Here is a 16558-nt window from a genome sequence, read left to right as displayed (position 1 = left end):
CTCCTGCCGGCAAGCTGACCGGCCGTCCCGGGCCCCATTCCCGCACAGCAACTCTGTGAGGAAGGACCTCCAGTGAACCAGCACCACACGCCCGACCCGAACCAGCCCGAGGACCCGGACGGACTGTTCGCCGCTCTGGAGGCGGACATGGCCACCGACCGCATGATTGGCGCCACCGTCCTGGACTTCGACAAGGCCCGTGCCGACCGCCGCCCCGCCGAGGCGGACGACGGCCTGCCGTCGGTGTATGTCGACTCCCGCGACCCGCGCGACCCAGCGTCGGTGGACCGGACGGCGACCGCGCGCTCGGCGAAGCGCCGCCCGATCATCCCCGCCTGGGCCTGCTCCAAGGCCGAACTCGTCTCCTACGCCCGGTGGTTGGGCGGCAACATGGCGCACACGGCCGGCTACCACGCGGTCCGCTCCCCGCTCTATGCCGGGAAGCTGCTGGCGCGGGCGCCGCGCGGCACGGCCCGGCTGGTCGGCGGCACGTACCGGTGGGTGACCGACGCCGAGGGCCGCCCGGTGCGCGCCGCCTCGGTGCGCCGGGAGGACGTGGAGCAGTACCTGATCCTGTCCCGGCAGCGCGACCGTCGGGTCCGCGCCCGCGGCATCATGCTCCTGCTCGCCGCGGTGCTGGGGGTGGCGTTCACGGCGGTGCTCATGGTGGCCACCCCCGGCTGGACCACCCTCGCCCTGGCCACCGCCGCGGCCCTCGCCCTTGGCGCGGCGGGCGGGCAGGCCGACCAGCCGCTGATCGACCGGGCCGTCGTGGCCACGAAGGTGCAGCGCCTCACCTCGGACATCGTGGTGCGGGCGTTGGGCGCGATGGGCATTGCGGAGATCAACAAGGCGATGGCCAAGGGCGGCGACGGCATCAAGTTCGTCGCCCCGATCACCCGCGACGGCAACGGCTGGCGCGCCGACATCGACCTCCCCTACGGCGTGACCGCGATCGACATCATCGACAAGCGCGACCGCCTCGCCTCCGGCCTCCGCAGGCCGCTCGGCTGCGTGTGGCCGGAGCCGGTCCACGACCAGCACGCCGGACGCCTCATGCTGTGGGTCGGCGACCAGGACATGTCCCAGACCAAGGCCCCCGCCTGGCCGCTCGCCACCGCCGGCACGATCAGCCTGTTCAAGCCGCTGCCGTTCGGCACCGACCAGCGCGGCCGCTCCGTGTCGATGCTGCTGATGTTCGCGAACGTGCTGATCGGCGCCATGCCCCGCTTCGGCAAGACCTTCGCCCTCCGCGTCCTGATGCTCGCCGCCGCGCTCGACCCGACGGCCGAGCTGCACGTGTGGGAGCTCAAGGGCACCGGTGACCTGGAGGACGCCGCCAAGGTCGCCGCCGACTACGGCTCCGGCGCCGACGACGAAACCATCGAAGGCGCCATCGGCTCCCTGCGCTACACCTACAAGGAGCTGGAGCGCCGCGCCGCGGTCATCCGCTCCCTGCCGAAGGAGCGCCGCCCGGAGAACAAGGTCACCCCAGAGCTCGCCACCGACCGCAAGCTGGGGCTGCACCCGCTGGTGCTGATCATCGACGAGTGCCAGGAGCTCTACTCCCACGACACCTACGGCAAGGAGGCCGGCACCCTCTCCGAGGCCATCATCAAGCGCGGCCCCGCCATGGGCGTCATCCTGCTGCTCGCCACCCAGCGCCCCGACGTGAAGTCCCTGCCCTCCGGCGTCTCGGCGAACGTCGGCATCCGGTTCTGCCTGCGCGTGATGGGCCAGACCGAGAACGACATGGTCCTCGGCACCTCCAGCTACAAGAACGGGCTGCGGGCCACCTCGTTCACCGCGAACGACAAGGGCATCGGCTACCTGGTCGGCGCCGCCACCGACGCGCAGATCGTCCGCTCCTACTACCTCGACGGCCCCGCCGCCGGACGCATCATGGACCGCGCCCGCGCCGCCCGCATCGCCGCCGGCACCCTCACCGGCCTCGCCGCCGGCGAGACCCCGGAGCGGGCCAAGAACACCGGCGGCATCCTGGACGACCTGATCTCCATCTGGCCCGCCGGGGAGGCCAAGGTCTGGTCCGAGACGCTGGTCGCCGCGCTCGCTGCCCTGGACGAGGACCGGTACGCCGGGTGGGAGGCCGACCAGCTCGCCGCCGCCCTCAAGCCGCACGGCGTGGAGACGGTGCAGATCTCCCGCCGCGTCGACGGCCGGCAGACCAACCGGCGCGGCGTGGAGCGCGACCGCATCACGGAGGCCATCACGCGCCGTGACGGACAGCGGTCCGCCTGACCCCCAAGCAACGGTGCTACCGGTAGCGGGTGGGCCCGCTACCGGTAGCACCCCCGCTAGCGCCTCATCCCTGCCCTGAGCTGGCCGCTAGCGGATAGCGCCCACCTGGGCAAACCCTCGAAACCGCCCCGGGAGGCTCCTTCATGACCCCCACCGCCTTGGCACTCGCCTGCCTACTCGCCATCACTCTCGGTTACAGCATCGTGTGTTGGGTGAGCCCGTTCGGTCGCTGCCGCAAGTGCACCGGCACCGGCTGGCAGGCACCGACCGGCCGTCTGCGGCGCCGCCCGAGGCCCTGCCGACGCTGCCAGGCGACCGGCCGGCGGCTGCGGATCGGCCGCCGCCTGCACAACCACACCACCACCGCCCGCAACGTGGCCCGCCGCATCCGCGACGACGCCCACCACTGAACCCCGAGGGGAGAACCGCCGTGCTCGTCACCGTCTCCGCCGCGCTCCTGATGGCCGCCACCTCCGGAGCGCTCCTGTACTTCCGCCGCCTCGGCCCCGGCGCCGCCACCGTCCTGTGGCTGTCCGGCTTCACCGCCGCCTCCACCGGCCTCGCCGGCCCCGTGAACGCCCTGCTCACCGCCGCCGTCCACGCCCTCGGCAACCTCTGACCCCGAGGCTCAGCGGCGCCGCCGACGGGGTTCGGCGGCCAAAGCGCCGATGCAGGCCACCAGCGTCACCGCCACCAGGCTCTGCACGCTCGCCGACGCCCCCAGCCAGTTCAGCACCAGCCAGGCGGCACCGTTCATCCCCGCCACCAGCAGCACTGTTCTCACGATCCGCACCCGCGCACCCTAACCACCCGCCGCCCGGCCCCGGCAGGGCGGCCCCGGGGAAGGACCGTTCCCACCATGGCCCAGCCCGTGATCCGGCCGCTCGCCGCCGTCCACCTCCGCGAAGCCCTCACCGCCGCCGCCGACCACCAGCCCGCCGCCGCCCTCGCCGCCCTGATGCACATCGACAACGAGTCCTGGCAGGCCATCACTCACCGCCTCGCCGTGCTCGGTACCGACCTGCTCGACGTCCTCGCCACCACCGCGAACGGAGGCACCACCCCGTGAGCACCGCCACCGACCTGGTCACCGCCGCCGTCCTGTTCGGCCCCGGTATCGCCGGCACCGCCGCCTACCTCCACACCCAGCGCGGCTGGCGCACCGACGCCGCCGCCGTCGAAACCGTCCTCGCCGAATCCGCCGCCCACCGCGCCGCCGACAACGGCACCCCGCCCCGCGGCGGCGAGCCCGCCCCCGACACCACCGAGGCCGAGCCGGTACGGCTCGCCACCGTCCTGCCCTTCCCCACCACCAACCGCCGCGCCGCCTGAACCCAGACAGGGAGAACACCGCCATGGCCAAGGAACCCCGCAGCTACCTCGACCCGCGGCAGATGGGCGCCGACAACCTCACCGACGCCGCCCGCCTGTTCCTCATCGGCGTGCGCGTCGTGCGCGCCGAGAACCGCGGCAAGTCCACCGCCCGCCTGGAGGCCCGCGCCGACCGCATCCAGAAAGACGCCATCGCCCGCTGGGACGCCAAGTACGGCAACCGCTAACCACCCATGGCCGGGCCCGTCCTCGACTGGCGCGACGCCCGCCACTACGACCGCACCCCGCTCCGCGACCACACACGCCGCCCCGCGCACAAGGTCTGCGCCGAGCGCGCGATGAACGACAGCGGCGGCCCCCTTCCGGCAAGAACCGGGGCCGCCGCCAATCCAGCACCGTTCTAGAGAACTGGAGACGTCCAGCATGACCCAACCGACCATGATTCGGGGAGAGCACCTGCCTACCGCTCTCGCCTTGGCGGCCTGCGGCGTGCCCGTGCTGCCGTTGCGCGCCGGGAAGGTGCCGTTCGGCAACTGCCCGCGGTGCGCGGACAACGCGTGCGGCGGCCGGCCGAACATGAAGACCCCCGGCCCCTGCACCTGCCCGGCGCCCTGCCACGGCTGGGCCGCCGCCACCACCGACCCCGACATCCTCAACTCCCGCGTGTGGGGCCGGGCCTGGCGCCAGTCCGCCGCGGTCGCCTACCACCCCGGCGGCGCCGGCCTCACCGTCGTGGACCTCGACAACGAGGACGCCATCGCCTGGGCCGGTGCGAACCTGCCCGCCACCCGGACGGTGCGCACCACCCGCGGCGAGCACTGGCTCTACCGGGGCACCATGCCCTCCGCCAACGCCGTGCGGCCCGGCGTGGACGTCAAGTCGCTGATGTCCTACGCCCGGTGGCTCGGCACCGGCACCGGCCCCCTCACCGCCCTGCCGGACGCCGTCCGCGCCCTCGTGGTGAAGGAGCCGACCCCGGTGCGGCCGGCGCCGGTTACGGTGCCCGCCCCGGCCGGGGGCGGCAGGTGCCCGCATCGCAGTCCGGCCTTCCTGGAGCGCGGGATCGCCATGGCCGAGCAGCGGATCGCCGAGGCGGCCAGTGGGGTGCACGCGACCGTGTTCGGGGCGTTCCTCGCGGTGCTGTCCACGCACGGCCGGTGCGGTTGCCTGACCGAGGCGCACACCGCCCGGCTGTTCGCCGCCGCGCAGGCCAAGGGCGAATCCGCCCGGCACTGCACCGACGCGTGGACCAACGCCCTGACCCGGTTGGGGATGTGACCGTGGCCGAGGACGAGAAGAACCCGGCCCGCGAGATCATCGCCGACTACGCCCGCGCGCACTTTCGGTACTTCCGCACGGCCGACGGCACGGTGTACGCGCAGCGCAACGGCCACCCGGTGGCCCGTCCGATCCGTTCCCAGGGCACGACGGGCAGCCACCGGCAGGAACTCATGGTCAACCTGTACCGGGACGGGGTCGGGGTGTTCAACGGCACTGCCATGAAGGAGGCGTTGGACCTGATCGAGGCGCTGGCCCTCTCGGAGGAGGTGCGGGCCGTGCACATCCGGGTGGCGCCCGGGTTCGACGGGGCGACGTGGCTGGACCTGGGCCGGGCGGATGGCCTGTCCGTGCGCATCCACCCCACCGGCTGGGAGACCGCCGTTCCGGACCCGCGGGAGGTGTGCTGGCGGCGCACCCAGCTCACCGGCGAACTCCCGGTGCCGGAGAAGGACACCGACGGCAAGGGCATCGACCTGCTGTTCCGGTTGTGCAACTTCGCCAACGCCAGCTCCGAGTGCCTGGCCATGGCGTGGCTGATCGGCTGCCTCGGCCCGTCCGTGCCGGTGCCGGCCCCGTTCCTCACCGGCCCGCAGGGCGCCGGCAAGTCCACCGCCGGCCGGATGCTCATGCGGATCATCGAGGGCATGAGCGGCGACCTGCGCCGCGCCCCGAAGGACGAGGAGAACCTCCTCGCCGCCGTGGCGGCCGGCTGGATCACCGCCCTGGACAACCTGAGCCACATGACCCCCGACATGTCGGATGCGATGTGCTGCATCGTGACCGGGGCCGAGAACGTCAAAAGGGCCCTGTTCACCGACGGCGACGTGTTCCGCGTCGGCTACCGCCGCCCGATGCTGCTGACCGGCATCGACGTCGGCGTCATCCGCCCCGACCTCGCCGAACGCCTCCTGCCGCTGCGGCTGGAGCGGCCCGCCGTCCGCCGCACCGAGGCGGAGCTGTGGGCCGAGTACGCCGAGGTGCTGCCCGTCGTGCTCGGCTCGCTGCTCGACCTCACGGTCAAGGTCCGGGCGGTGGAGGCGGAGACCCCGACCGACCTGCGGATGGCGGACTTCGCCCACCTGTGCGCACAGCTCGACGCCGCGACCGGCCTGGGCGCGCTCGCCGCGTACCGGGCCAGCCTGGACGACCTGAACGACGACGTGATCGAGGGCGACCTGCTCGCGCAGACCGTCCTGCAGCACGCCGACACCATCGCCCCCGGCGGGGCGCAGCGCATGACCTCCACCGAGTGGCTGGCGTGCCTCGGCCGCGTCTACGCCGGCGACGAACTGCGGGCCCTGCCGAAGGGCTGGCCGACCACCGGCAAGGTGCTCTCCGACCGGCTCAAGCGCCTCCAGCCCACGCTCGCGGCCCGGCAGGTGCTCATCGAGGCGGGCCGGACGAAAGAGGGGCGCTACCTCGAAATGACCCGCCCGCCGCACGAGCAGCCGCACGAGCAGCCGCCGCTGCGCTGACCGGGCGGCCACCCGAAAAGCAAGAAGAGCACCGGTCCCCGCGAGGGGGTGCTCCTCTTGCTGTTCGGCGGCGGCGCCGCCCCAGAGCGCGCCGCGCAGCGGCTCCTCATTTCGCTCTGAGCGGCGCCTAACTACCTACAGACACCCCCTCTTTTTTTCCTAGGTAGGAAGACGCTGCGTCACCTGCGTCACCCGCGCCAGAAAACGGCCCCTGAACTGCGGCGTTGGGGGTGACGCAGACGGCTGGCTCTGCGTCATCCTGCGTCACCTGCGTCACCGGCTGCGTCACGGTGACGCAGCCGGTGACGCACGGGTGACGCAGGTCCTGGCCGCTGCGACACCCAAAGCCGCAGGTCAGAGCCCCGGATGACGCTGATGACGCGGTGACGCAGAAATCCCCACCTCCGACACATGCGCAGCGCTCTCCACACCCGCCCAGTACCGGGAAGGACCCACCCTTGGCCACCGCCATCCCCGAAGTCCTCACCGTCCCCGAGGTCATGGCCGCACTCCGGATGAGCCGCAGCAAGGTCTACGACCTCATCCGCTCCAAGAAGCTCGCCACCTTCTCCGAGGGCCGCAGCCGGCGTATCCCGGTCGACGCCCTCGCCGCTTACATCCGCACCAAGATGGAGGAAAACGCCTGATGCCCAAGCGCAACCCGAACGGTGCCGGCACGGTGACCAAGCGCAAGGACGGCCGCTATCAGGCGGCCGTCTACGTGCCGCAGCCCGATGGCACCCGGGCCCGCAAGTTCGTCTACGGGAACACCTGGGACGAGTGCGACGACAAGCGCCGCGAGTTGGTCGAGCGCGACCAGCAGGGCATCCCGACCCCGACCCGCTCGGCGAAGCTCTCCGAGTGGCTGCCCTACTGGCTGGAGCACTTCATCAACCCGCAGTGCAAGCGCACCACCGCATCCAAGTACGAGATGCACGTCAGGCTCTACCTGCTCCCGCTGCTGGGATCGAAGGGGCTGGAGTCCCTGAGCCCCCGCGACGTCCGGCTCTTCCTCGCGAAGGTGACGGAGCGGGCGAGTGCCGCGACCGCCAAGGAGTCCCACAAGGTCCTGCGGACGGCGCTCACCTCGGCCTGCCGGGACGAGCTCATCAGCCGCAACGTGGCGATGATGGTGCCGCCGCCCCGGGTGGTGAGCAAGGAATCCCGGCCCTGGACGCTGGACGAGACCCTGACCTTCCTCGCGGCAGCCCGCAATGACCCGCTCTACGCCGCGTTCGTCCTGGCCATCGCGCTCGGCATGCGCCGCGGCGAGATCGTCGGCCTGCGGTGGTCGGACGTGGACCTCGACCACCGCACCCTGGTGGTCCGCGAGCAGGTCCAGCGGATCGGCGGCGAGCTGTACAGCGGGACGACGAAGAACGGGAAGCGTCGGCCGATCCCGCTCCCCCGGATCTGCGTGGTGGCGCTGCGCTGGCACCGCATGCGCCAGGACGTTCTCCGGCACCTGGCCGGCGCCGAGTGGCAGGAGAGCGACTACGTGTTCACCACCCGGACGGGACGGCTGGTCGAGCCGACTAACGTCTACCGGTCGTTCCGGCGGATCGCGGCGGCGGCCGGCGTCCCGGTGGTACGGATGCACGACGCCCGGCACGGCACTGCGACGCTGCTCGTCGCCTGCGGGGTCTCGCCGCGGATCGTGATGGAGATCCTCGGCCACAGCCAGATCGGGCTGACGATGAACGTCTACGCCCACGTCACCCAGGACTCCCAGCGGGACGCCCTGGCCAACATGGACAGGCTGCTGCGTCAGCGCCGCTGATGTCAGATTTGGATGTCAAAAGCCCCGGCGGGGAACTTCGCGTTCCTCGTCCGGGGCTTTTCTGCTGGTCACTGCCGGTGGGCGCAGACGGTTTCGAACCGCCGACATCCGCCTTGTAAGGGCGGCGCTCTACCGCTGAGCTATGCGCCCGTGCCGTCGCACGCGGGGGTGCCCGGGTGCACGACGAAGGCCTAGCGTACCTGGTCCGGAGGGCCGCCTGCCGCCACTGTCCGGGGCGGGTCCGCGGGAGGCTCCCGGGCGGCAGGTGCGATCGGGAAGAATGGGCCTGGATCGAGCGTACGAGCTAGCAGGGAGCGCGTGGTGAGGGTGGCCGGCGGTGGCGGCGGGCGGGGCGGCTGGTGGCGTCGGGGCGACGGGGCGCGGGCCGAGGCGGTGGCCGCCCGGGACGCGGCGCAGCAGACCTTCTACGAGCTCGACTCGGCGCAGCGGGACGCCCAGCTGGCGCTGGAGACGATCCGCTCCGCGGAGAACGGTGCGGCGTCCGGCCGGGCCCAGGAGGACTTCCGGGCGCTGTCGGCGCGGATCGACCAGGTGACGGTCGGCTACCTGTCGGCGCTGGACGCGTACGACCTGGAGGACCCTGAGCTGGAGGCCGCGGCCGCGGGCCGGGCCCGCCGCCAGCTGGAGCAGGCCAAGAAGGACCTGGAGGCGCAGCGGGCGGAGCTGGACGCGTTCGTGCAGCGGCTGCAGCCGCTGGTGCAGCACGCCGAGTCGCAGCTGATCCGGGTGACGCCGGCGGTGGAGAAGGCGCGGCAGGCGCTGCTGTCGGCGACGACGGCGCTGGAGGCGGTGCGGGCGGCGGGTCTGAAGGCGGACGACCTGGCGGCGCGGCTGGCGGAGCTGGGCCCCGAGCTGACCCGGTTGAACGAGGGGGTGGCCCGGCACGGGGTGCCGGCGACGCTGCAGCGGGCGGAGGACGTGGCGCGGCGGGCCGAGTCGGTGCGCGACCAGGCGGAGCAACTGCCGCAGCGGGCCCGGGACATCGACCGCCGGGTGGGGAGTCTGCGGACGCGTGTGCAGGCCCTGGAGACGCGTGCGGGCACGGTGGAGCCGGCGCTGAGCGAGTTGCGGCGCCGTTTCTCACTGTCGTGCTGGCAGGACCTGCAGCGGGTGCCGGTGCAGACGGCGGAGGCGGGAGCGGCCGCCTCGCAGAAGCTGGACGAGGCGGCGCGGGCGAGGGACGAGCAGCGCTGGGCGGACGCGATCGGTGCGATCGGTACGGTGCGTGCGCTGCTGGAGACGGCGGAGGGGTCGGTGACGGCGGTCAACGACCGGCTGCGGCAGTTGAACGAGGTCTCGCACGACCCGCACAAGGAGATCGAGCGCACCCGGTTCGCCCTGCGGGACGCGCAGCGGCTGGCCATGACGGGCCGCCAGACTCCGGATCCGCGCCATGCGGCTCCGCTGGACGCGGCGGTGGCCCGGCTGGACCGGGCGGTGGCGGCGCTGGACGAAGCCGGCCGGCATCCCGACTACTGGCACTTCCTGACCGAGCTGGCGGCGGTGCGGGAAACTGCCGCCGAGGTGGTGTCGATGATCCGCGGGCCGCGCTGACGGGTCGCCGAGGGTGTGACCCAGGCTACATTACTGGTCGGTAACTTAGTGCTAGAGTCGCGCCCATGGCACGCAGGCGCACGCTCTCCGCAACCACCTTCCGGCGCGGCATCAACCTCTGGCCGCCCTTCCTGTTCGCCGGCATCAAGGTGCTGGCGGTCGACGACGCCTTCCGCACCGCGAAGGTCCGGCTGCGCCTGGGCCGGCTGAACCGCAACTGGGTCGGCACCCACTTCGGCGGGTCCATCTTCTCGATGACCGATCCGTTCTGGATGCTGCTGGTGATGCAGAACCTCGGCCCCGGCTACTACGTCTGGGACAGCGCCGCGGAGATCGAGTTCGTCTCCCCCGGCCGCGGCGACGTCTTCGCCGAGTTCGTCCTGACCGACGACCGGCTGGCCGAGATCCGCGAGCTGACGGCGGACGGCAGCAAGGCGCTGGTCTGGTTCGACACCGAGGTGCTGGCCTCGGACGGCTCGGTGGTCGCCCGCGTCCGCAAGCAGGTCTACGTGCGGCCCAAGCCGGAGCAAGCCAAGTCCGAGCAGGCCGGGCAGGCCGAACCCGTCGGTACTGCCGTCTGAGCGGCACCCTCGGTACCCTGCCGCTATGCCTCGCTACGACTTCCGCTGCCGCTCCTGCGGAGCCACCTTCGAACTCCGCCGCACCATGGCCCGGGCCAACGACCCCGCCGTCTGCCCGGACGGCCACCCCGACACGGTGAAGCTGCTGTCCACCGTCGCCGTCACCGGCGCGGCGAGCGGCGGCGCCGCCACAGCCCCCGCCCCGAGCGGTGGCGGCGGGTGCTGCGGCGGCGGCTGCTGCGGCTGAAGCCCCGACGGCAGGCCCGGTCAGGCCCGGACGGCGGCCCCGGCCCGGACGTGCTCCAGCATCCGCCGGACGATCTCCTCTCCGGCGGCGACGCCGATCTGGGTGAGCGCCGTGACGCCGGGCGCCGCCCAGCCGGTGTCGGCGAGCTCGCCGTGGCCGGGCCGCCAGCCGTGGTCGGCGGCCAGCAGCAGCTCGGCGTCGAGCAGCGAGTCACCGGCGGTGAGCACGGTGGCGGCGCCCGTCCGCCGCTCGACCTCCGCGAGGGCCTCGCTCTTGGTGAGCGGGGCCGGCACGGCGTACACCTTGCGGCCCTGGAGGGAGACCGTCCAGCCGCGCTCGGCGCACCAGCCGGTCAGCTCCTCCAGCCAGCCCTCCGGCAGGTCGGCGCGCTCGACGACGAGGTAGGCGAAGAGGTCCTCCGCGACCCGCCGCTTGTGCGTCCACTCCGGGTCGGCGCAGATCGCCAGGTGCTCGACGACCTCGGCGAGCGGGGCGCTGGCGGCGGCCAGCCGGGCGCGGACCTCGGCGTGCCAGTCGCGGTCCGGCACGCCGTCGACCAGCACGTGGCCGCCGTTGGCGCAGATCGCGTACTTGGGGATCCAGCCGGGCACGGGGCCGGGCAGGTTGACCCGCTCGTACTGGGCGCGGGTGCGGGTGGTCGCGGGGACGAAGACGGCGAGCCGGGTCAGTTCGACGAGCAGCTCCGCCGCCTGCTCGGTCATGAACGAGAGCGCGCGGCCGTCGTTGACCTCCACCGAGAGCAGCCGGGGCGCCAGCCGGTCGGGCACGTCCAGGGCCAGGGCCCGGTTGGAGTAGATCAGGGTGCGGTCGAGGTCGCTCGCGACCAGGAACTGACTCGGCTGCTGATTCGGCATCAACTTTCCTTCGTGAGAACTTCGCCGCCCTCGGCGGTGGTCACCGCCGTGCCGTCCGCACCGGTCGCCCCGCGGGTGTAGCGGGGGTGGATCAGGCCGACGCACGAGTACGGCAGGCCGTCCACCTCCTCCACCGGGACGCCGCGCTGGTCGGCGAGCAGCCTGACGTGGTCGAGGTCGGCTCCGGCACCGCGCCGGGCCAGCACTCGCCAGGGCACCCGGCGGAGCATGACGCGGGTCGTCTCGCCGACCCCCGGCTTCACCAGGTTGACGTTGTCGATGCCGTACTCGGCACTGATCCGCTCGACCGCCGCCCAGCCCTCCCAGGTGGGGGTGCGGTCCTCGCCGGCCAGTGCGTCGGCGGCGGCGAGGACCTGTGCGCGGACGGCCGGGAAGTGCGCGGCGACGGCGGTGAGGAAGCCGTTGGAGACGTCGGCGCCGGCGAGGTCTCGGTAGAACTTGGCGCCGTGGAAGTCGTCCGGGCCGATCAGGTCGGCGCGCAGCACGGTGCGCGAGATCAGGCCGGAGACGGTGGAGTTGAGGCAGGCGGACGGGATCAGGAAGTCGTCCCGGGTGCCGTAGGTGCGCACGCAGCGGCCGGGGTCGGCGAGCACCGCGAGGTCCGGGTCGAAGCCGGTGCCCTGCAGTGCCTCGGCGAGTTCGCGGGTGATGGCGCCCTTGCCCGTCCAGCCGTCGACGAAGACCACCGAGGCCGCGTCGTGGTGGGCGGCCAGGTGGCGCAGGGCGACGGTGTCGATGCCGCGGCCGCGGACGATGGAGACGGTGTAGTGCGGGACGTCCAGGCCGTGGGCGAAGGCCAGCCAGCGGCGGATCAGCACGCCGACCGGGGTGCCGGCGCGGGCCAGCGAGGCGAGCACCAGACCGCGGCCGCGCTCGCGCAGCAGCGTCTCGGCGACGGTGCCGACGGCCAGCGCGATCCGCTCGCCGGACGCGTCGAGCGCCTGCCGGTAGAGCTCCTGGTACTCCGGGCTGGGCTGGTACTCGATCGGCAGCGACTCGGCGTAGTGCGCGCCGCCGGACTGCACGGCCTCCTCGCGCTCCTCGGTCGGCGCCTCCAGCTCCACCCCGGACAGGTCCTTGAGCAGCCAGGTCACGTCCGCGGCCGGGTACGAGGAGAACGCGGGGCCGAACAGCGGGGCGGGCAGGGTGGTGGTCATGGTCGCCTTACGTGGGAGGTGCGCTGTCGATGGTGGGGGGCGGAGGCGTCAGCGGGATGTCTGCGGCCGGTACGCGGGGAGAACTGCGAGCACCACCTGGTCGGTGACCGCGCGCAGCTGGCGCAGCAGGGCGTCCGGGCCCTCGTGCAGGGCGGGGGTGTCGCCGGGGGTGTCGACCACCAGGACGACGGCGTCGAAGCGGCGGTCGGGGTCGGTGCCGGGCGCGACGTTGTAGGCGTACCGCTCGGTGGAGCGGTCGGCCGGGTCGTCGTGGGCGGGGAAGGCCAGCCGGGTGCGGATGGCGTAGCCCGGGTCGTCCACGGCGAGGACCGGGGAGCGGGTCGTGGTGGAGAAGCGTACGCGGTCGCCGCCGAGCCGGTCGGCGAGCGCTCCGGCGAGGCGCAGCGGCGCGTACATCAGTTCCTCGCAGCCGAGCACCAGGATGCGGCGGCGGTCGGCGAGCAGCTCGGCGAGCGGGGCGGCGAGGTCGGGCAGGGCGGCGTCGAGGCGGTGGCGGTGGTCCCTGGTGAAGCCGTGCCGGCCGCCGTCGGGGAGGTCGGCGGGCCAGTCGAGGGCGGCCCGGTGGAGGGGGGCGAGCGGGCCGTCGGGGAGCGGGGCGGCGGCGGGCCGGGAGTCGACGATCTCCTGGGCGCGGGCCAGCACGTCGGCGGGCAGCCGGACGCCGCCGGTGGCGGTGGCGACCAGGTCGACGCGGGCGCCGAGTTCGGCGGCGGCCTTGTCGAGGCGCTCCCGGTCGGCCCCGGTGCGCAGGTCGACCAGGGAGACCACCACGTAGCGGTCGCGGGGGTGCGCGGCGTGCAGGGCGCGGACGGTGTTCAGCACGGTGTTGCCGGTGGAGAACTCGTCGTCGACCAGGACGAGCGGTCCGTCGCCGGCCAGCAGCGCCGGGTCCTCGGGGAGCAGCAGGTGGGAGGTGGCGTGCGAGTGCTCCTCCTCGAAGCCGCCCACGGGCTCGACGCCGTCGACCGGGCGGCGGGTGGAGTGCAGGTAGGGGGCGTCCAGGCCGTCGGCGACGCTGTGGCCGAGAGCGGTGGCGGTCTCGGCGTAGCCGAGGACGACCGCACGGGCGGCCTCCTGCTCGCCGAGGAGTTCGCGGACTCGGCGGCCGAGCTCCAGGCCGGCGCCGTGCACCACGGCGGGGTGCTGCGGCACGTGCTTGCCGAGCACGTGGGAGACCAGCAGGTGGGCGCGGCGCGGGTTGCGGCGCAGGGCGAGCCCGATCAGCTGCCGCAGCTCCGGCGAGCCGGTGAGCCCGATCCCGAGCCGGTCGGTGACCCACTGGCCGGTCCAGGGCGCCGGGGCGGCGTGCTCTGCAGTCAAGGCTCCTGCTTTCGGTGGTGCAGACGTGCGGGTGTGCGGGGCGCTGCGGTCGGCGGCTCCGGCGACCGGCCCCGTACGGGGGTTCGAACTCTCGGACGAGGGTAGCGGGGTCACCCGCAGAGGCAGGCGCCGAGCAGCTCGGCGAAACTGACGTCCTCGCGGGCCACGCCGAAGACCTCGGCGCGCAGCAGCACGCGCTCGGCCCAGGCCCGGTGCGGCTTCGCCTCGTTCATCTTGTTGGTGTACGCGGAGCGCAGCACGCCGCCGCCGTCGCGGCTGAGGATGTCCTGCGCGTCGGAGTACTCCTCGTGCGTGACGACGGACAGGGCGTGCACCGCGGGCACGTGGCTGGGGTGGATGCAGGTCTTGCCGAGCAGGCCGTTGGCCCGGTCGAGCTCGATCTCGCGGATCAGCCCGTCCAGGTCGTGCTCGATGATGCGCTGCCGGACGCCGTCGGCCGGCGGCTGCGCCTCCGCGAACGGGGTGCGGCGCAGCTGCGGCTTGAACATCCGCTCCTGCACCGGGAAGTACTCCCACACCGGCCCGGTCACCGTGTACCCGGTGCCGTCGGCGCGGCCGAGCACGTTGACCACGTCGCCGATCACGCCGGCCACCAGCGCCACGTCGTAGGCGGTGAGGTCGGGCGAGCGGCGCAGGCCGTACGCGGAGCAGAGGTCGGTGACGCCGAGGCGGACGGCGAGGATGCGGTCGCGGTACTTCTCCAGCAGCCGGGAGATCGCGAAGAGCTGCTCGCGGCGGGTCTCCAGGTGGGCGAGCTCGGGCGACTCCAGCACCGGCATGGCGAACAGCCGCTGCCCGGAGCTCTCCTCGGCGGCGGTGAGCGCCTCCAGGAAGGGGCCGCCGCTCTCCTCGGTGAACTTGGGGACCACGTAGCCGGCCAGCAGCCGGACGGCGGGGCCGAGCCGGCGGGTGAGGTCGGTGATCTGCGCGGCGGCGCGGACCCGCACGAACAGCAGCGGCAGGCCGGTGTCGCCGGCCTCGGCCAGCTCGCCGAGCTGCGCGACCAGGTTGGCCTCGGCGGCCGGCACCTCGTGGTCGGCGATCGCGTCCTCCAGGCAGAGCACCATGGAGAGCACGCCGCGGGCGGCCTGCTTGCGGATGTCGGCGGCCAGGGTGCTGCGGGTCGCCGGGCTGTAGAGCGTCGCGCCGAGCGCCGTGGACAGCACCTCGGCGTCGCTGTGCAGGTCGAAGGCGACCGGCTGGTGCAGGAAGAGCCGGTCGCGGACGTCGTCGGCGAGGTGGCCGAAGTGGCGCAAACTGCTCTCCCTGGAAATCGTGGTGGCGGGCCCGGTCGCCGGGCGGGACCGCTGACGTCCCGACAACAGGGACGAACGGCGGGGCCCGATGGTTTCGCGGGGTGGGCGGCGCGGTCGCCCTCGTGCCCGTGCGGGGGCGTTCGCCGAGGCGGGTGGTGTACCGGGAGCCGTTGGCCGCCAATCGTACGGTCCTTCAGGACTTTGCAAAGACCTGAAACATCGAATTCTCGGAAGGTTACCCGCGGCGACACAAAACCCCCCTCCCGCCTGTGGCGGCCCGCATTGTCCGCGGAGGGCGGGGCCGGGCAGGATGAGGGCATGACGCACGTGATGGCGAAGGGCGCCAACATCCCGCTGACGGCGACGGCCGTCCGCGCCGTGCTGCGCTGGACGGCGACGCCCGGCGCACCCGACGTGGACGTCTCCGCGCTGCTGGTCGCCGCCGACGGCAGGGTCCGTTCGGATGCCGACTTCGTCTTCTACAACCAGCCGAGGCACCCCTCGGGCCTGGTGCGCCACCTGCCGAAGCAGCAGTCCGGCAGCGGGGAGGACGTGTCCGACACGGTCGAGATCGACCTCGGCCGGCTCTCCGAGGACGTCGAGCGGGTGGTGCTGGCGGGCTCCTCCGAGGAGGGGTCCTTCCCGTCGGTGCCGCGGCTGCGGGTGCTGGTCTTCGACGTCGGCGCCGGGGAGGCGGCCGCCCCGGTCGCCGAGTTCCCGGTGACCGACAGCGGGGACGTCACCGCGCTGGTCGCCGGCGAGTTCTACCGGCGCGCGGGAGGCTGGAAGTTCCGCGCCGTCGGCCAGGGCTACGCCAGCGGCCTCAGCGGCCTGGCGACCGACTACGGCATCGCGGTCGAGGACGGCGAGGACGTGTCCGACGCCCTGCCGGCCCACGCGGCGCCCGCCGATGCGGTGCCCGCCGCCGCGGCGGCCGAGCCGGAGCCCGCCGCACCGGCCGCCGACCTGCCGGAGGAGCCGGACATCTACACCCTGGCCCCGGCCGCACCCGCAGCCGCCCCGCTGCCGCCGCCGCCCAGCACCCCGCCGACCGTCGGCACCCCGGCCGCCGCCCCGCCGCCGGCCGGGTACGGCTACCCGCAGCCCGCCGCCGCGCAGGCCGGCGGCTACGGCTACCCCCAGCCCCCGCAGCAGCCCGCCGGGTACGGCTACCCCCAGCAGCAGGCCCCGGCCCCCGGCTACGGCTACCCGCAGCAGCCCCAGCCGCCGGCACCCCAGCCCCAGCAGCAGCCCCAGCCGACCGGGGCACCCGGGTTCGCCCTCCCCCCGCAGGGCCCGCAGTTCCAGCCCCGCTGACGCAGTGACCCGGGGCTTGCCCGACAAGCCCCGGGGGCGC

General features: G+C 73.6%; 18 protein-coding genes, 1 tRNA gene and 1 pseudogene. 15 read left to right on the top strand and 5 right to left on the bottom strand.

Going from position 1 to position 16558, the window contains the following annotated elements; translation table 11 throughout:
- The first annotated feature begins 72 nt into the window (after positions 1-72).
- From AB0M03_RS08870 to AB0M03_RS08860, 3 genes are all read left to right on the top strand, one after another.
- Positions 73-2259 (top strand): cell division protein FtsK, encoded by a 2187-nt coding sequence (locus AB0M03_RS08870; protein WP_363489982.1) that lies wholly within the window; start codon positions 73-75, stop codon positions 2257-2259.
- A 143-nt stretch (positions 2260-2402) separates the two neighbouring features.
- Positions 2403-2669: a hypothetical protein gene (locus AB0M03_RS08865; RefSeq protein WP_363489980.1), complete on the top strand. Its 267-nt coding sequence runs from the start codon at positions 2403-2405 to the stop codon at positions 2667-2669.
- Between the two features lie 20 nt (positions 2670-2689).
- Positions 2690-2878, top strand: a complete 189-nt coding sequence (locus AB0M03_RS08860; RefSeq protein WP_363489978.1) for a hypothetical protein — start codon at positions 2690-2692, stop codon at positions 2876-2878.
- Positions 2879-2887: 9 nt separating this feature from the next.
- Here the strand turns inward: AB0M03_RS08860 and AB0M03_RS08855 are convergent, their stop codons facing one another.
- Positions 2888-3043 carry a hypothetical protein gene (locus AB0M03_RS08855; protein WP_363489976.1) on the bottom strand — a complete coding sequence of 52 codons (156 nt, stop codon included), beginning with the start codon at positions 3041-3043 and terminating at the stop codon, positions 2888-2890.
- Between the two features lie 75 nt (positions 3044-3118).
- Here AB0M03_RS08855 and AB0M03_RS08850 point away from each other — a divergent pair, with 75 nt between their 5' ends.
- The 8 genes from AB0M03_RS08850 (at position 3119) to AB0M03_RS08815 (ending at position 8127) form a co-directional block, all read left to right on the top strand.
- The gene (locus AB0M03_RS08850) at positions 3119-3328 is read left to right on the top strand and encodes a hypothetical protein (protein ID WP_363489974.1); all 210 of its coding nucleotides are present in this window, start codon (positions 3119-3121) and stop codon (positions 3326-3328) included.
- Positions 3325-3591 (top strand): hypothetical protein, encoded by a 267-nt coding sequence (locus tag AB0M03_RS08845; protein WP_363489972.1) that lies wholly within the window; start codon positions 3325-3327, stop codon positions 3589-3591. The genes AB0M03_RS08850 and AB0M03_RS08845 overlap by 4 nt, the downstream gene beginning before the upstream one ends.
- Positions 3592-3614: 23 nt before the next feature.
- Entirely contained in the window at positions 3615-3818 is a 204-nt protein-coding gene (locus AB0M03_RS08840; RefSeq protein ID WP_363489970.1) for a hypothetical protein, read from the top strand.
- Between the two features lie 6 nt (positions 3819-3824).
- The gene (locus tag AB0M03_RS08835) at positions 3825-3995 is read left to right on the top strand and encodes a hypothetical protein (RefSeq protein ID WP_363489968.1); all 171 of its coding nucleotides are present in this window, start codon (positions 3825-3827) and stop codon (positions 3993-3995) included.
- Positions 3996-4014: 19 nt separating this feature from the next.
- Positions 4015-4869, top strand: a complete 855-nt coding sequence (locus AB0M03_RS08830; protein WP_363489966.1) for a bifunctional DNA primase/polymerase — start codon at positions 4015-4017, stop codon at positions 4867-4869.
- A gap of 2 nt (positions 4870-4871) precedes the next feature.
- On the top strand, positions 4872-6347 hold the full coding sequence (locus AB0M03_RS08825) for an ATP-binding protein (protein ID WP_363489964.1): 1476 nt from the start codon (positions 4872-4874) through the stop codon (positions 6345-6347).
- Between the two features lie 458 nt (positions 6348-6805).
- Positions 6806-6994, top strand: coding sequence for a helix-turn-helix domain-containing protein (locus AB0M03_RS08820; RefSeq protein ID WP_363489962.1), 189 nt, complete (start codon positions 6806-6808; stop codon positions 6992-6994).
- Positions 6994-8127, top strand: a complete 1134-nt coding sequence (locus tag AB0M03_RS08815; protein WP_363489960.1) for a tyrosine-type recombinase/integrase — start codon at positions 6994-6996, stop codon at positions 8125-8127. Before AB0M03_RS08820 ends, AB0M03_RS08815 begins: the two co-directional genes overlap by 1 nt.
- A 78-nt stretch (positions 8128-8205) precedes the next feature.
- Here AB0M03_RS08815 and AB0M03_RS08810 read toward each other — a convergent pair.
- Positions 8206-8277, bottom strand: a tRNA-Val gene (locus AB0M03_RS08810).
- Positions 8278-8448: 171 nt separating this feature from the next.
- Between AB0M03_RS08810 and AB0M03_RS08805 the strand changes: the two genes are divergently transcribed.
- The 3 genes from AB0M03_RS08805 (at position 8449) to AB0M03_RS08795 (ending at position 10530) form a co-directional block, all read left to right on the top strand.
- On the top strand, positions 8449-9702 hold the full coding sequence (locus AB0M03_RS08805) for a hypothetical protein (RefSeq protein ID WP_363489958.1): 1254 nt from the start codon (positions 8449-8451) through the stop codon (positions 9700-9702).
- Positions 9703-9767: 65 nt separating this feature from the next.
- Positions 9768-10283 carry a DUF4442 domain-containing protein gene (locus AB0M03_RS08800; RefSeq protein ID WP_363489956.1) on the top strand — a complete coding sequence of 172 codons (516 nt, stop codon included), beginning with the start codon at positions 9768-9770 and terminating at the stop codon, positions 10281-10283.
- Positions 10284-10308: 25 nt separating this feature from the next.
- Entirely contained in the window at positions 10309-10530 is a 222-nt protein-coding gene (locus AB0M03_RS08795; protein WP_363489954.1) for a zinc ribbon domain-containing protein, read from the top strand.
- A gap of 20 nt (positions 10531-10550) precedes the next feature.
- Here AB0M03_RS08795 and AB0M03_RS08790 read toward each other — a convergent pair whose 3' ends face one another.
- From AB0M03_RS08790 to AB0M03_RS08780, 3 genes and pseudogenes are all read right to left on the bottom strand, one after another.
- Positions 10551-11405, bottom strand: a complete 855-nt coding sequence (locus AB0M03_RS08790; RefSeq protein WP_363489952.1) for an HAD family hydrolase — start codon at positions 11403-11405, stop codon at positions 10551-10553.
- Positions 11405-13924: pseudogene (locus tag AB0M03_RS08785) on the bottom strand (phosphoribosyltransferase). The gene AB0M03_RS08790 and the pseudogene AB0M03_RS08785 overlap by 1 nt, the downstream one beginning before the upstream one ends.
- A 110-nt stretch (positions 13925-14034) precedes the next feature.
- Entirely contained in the window at positions 14035-15201 is a 1167-nt protein-coding gene (locus AB0M03_RS08780) for an HpcH/HpaI aldolase/citrate lyase family protein (protein ID WP_363489950.1), read from the bottom strand.
- A 318-nt stretch (positions 15202-15519) separates the two neighbouring features.
- Here AB0M03_RS08780 and AB0M03_RS08775 point away from each other — a divergent pair, with 318 nt between their 5' ends.
- Positions 15520-16518, top strand: a complete 999-nt coding sequence (locus tag AB0M03_RS08775) for a TerD family protein (protein ID WP_363489948.1) — start codon at positions 15520-15522, stop codon at positions 16516-16518.
- Positions 16519-16558 lie beyond the last annotated feature (40 nt).

This window comes from Kitasatospora sp. NPDC051914 (genome assembly GCF_040680995.1).
Taxonomy (GTDB): Bacteria; Actinomycetota; Actinomycetes; order Streptomycetales; family Streptomycetaceae; genus Kitasatospora.
This window is presented reverse-complemented; position numbering and strand designations above follow the sequence as displayed.

Excerpts from the sequence above, each read along its gene's own strand:
- AB0M03_RS08865 (WP_363489980.1), top strand. The coding sequence starts at position 2,403 with ATGACCCCCACCGCCTTGGCACTCGCCTGCCTACTCGCCATCACTCTC.
- AB0M03_RS08850 (WP_363489974.1), top strand. The coding sequence starts at position 3,119 with ATGGCCCAGCCCGTGATCCGGCCGCTCGCCGCCGTCCACCTCCGCGAA.
- AB0M03_RS08840 (WP_363489970.1), top strand. The coding sequence starts at position 3,615 with ATGGCCAAGGAACCCCGCAGCTACCTCGACCCGCGGCAGATGGGCGCC.
- AB0M03_RS08835 (WP_363489968.1), top strand. The coding sequence starts at position 3,825 with ATGGCCGGGCCCGTCCTCGACTGGCGCGACGCCCGCCACTACGACCGC.
- AB0M03_RS08830 (WP_363489966.1), top strand. The coding sequence starts at position 4,015 with ATGACCCAACCGACCATGATTCGGGGAGAGCACCTGCCTACCGCTCTC.
- AB0M03_RS08815 (WP_363489960.1), top strand. The coding sequence starts at position 6,994 with ATGCCCAAGCGCAACCCGAACGGTGCCGGCACGGTGACCAAGCGCAAG.
- AB0M03_RS08800 (WP_363489956.1), top strand. The coding sequence starts at position 9,768 with ATGGCACGCAGGCGCACGCTCTCCGCAACCACCTTCCGGCGCGGCATC.
- AB0M03_RS08795 (WP_363489954.1), top strand. The coding sequence starts at position 10,309 with ATGCCTCGCTACGACTTCCGCTGCCGCTCCTGCGGAGCCACCTTCGAA.
- AB0M03_RS08790 (WP_363489952.1), bottom strand. The coding sequence starts at position 11,405 with ATGCCGAATCAGCAGCCGAGTCAGTTCCTGGTCGCGAGCGACCTCGAC.
- AB0M03_RS08775 (WP_363489948.1), top strand. The coding sequence starts at position 15,520 with ATGACGCACGTGATGGCGAAGGGCGCCAACATCCCGCTGACGGCGACG.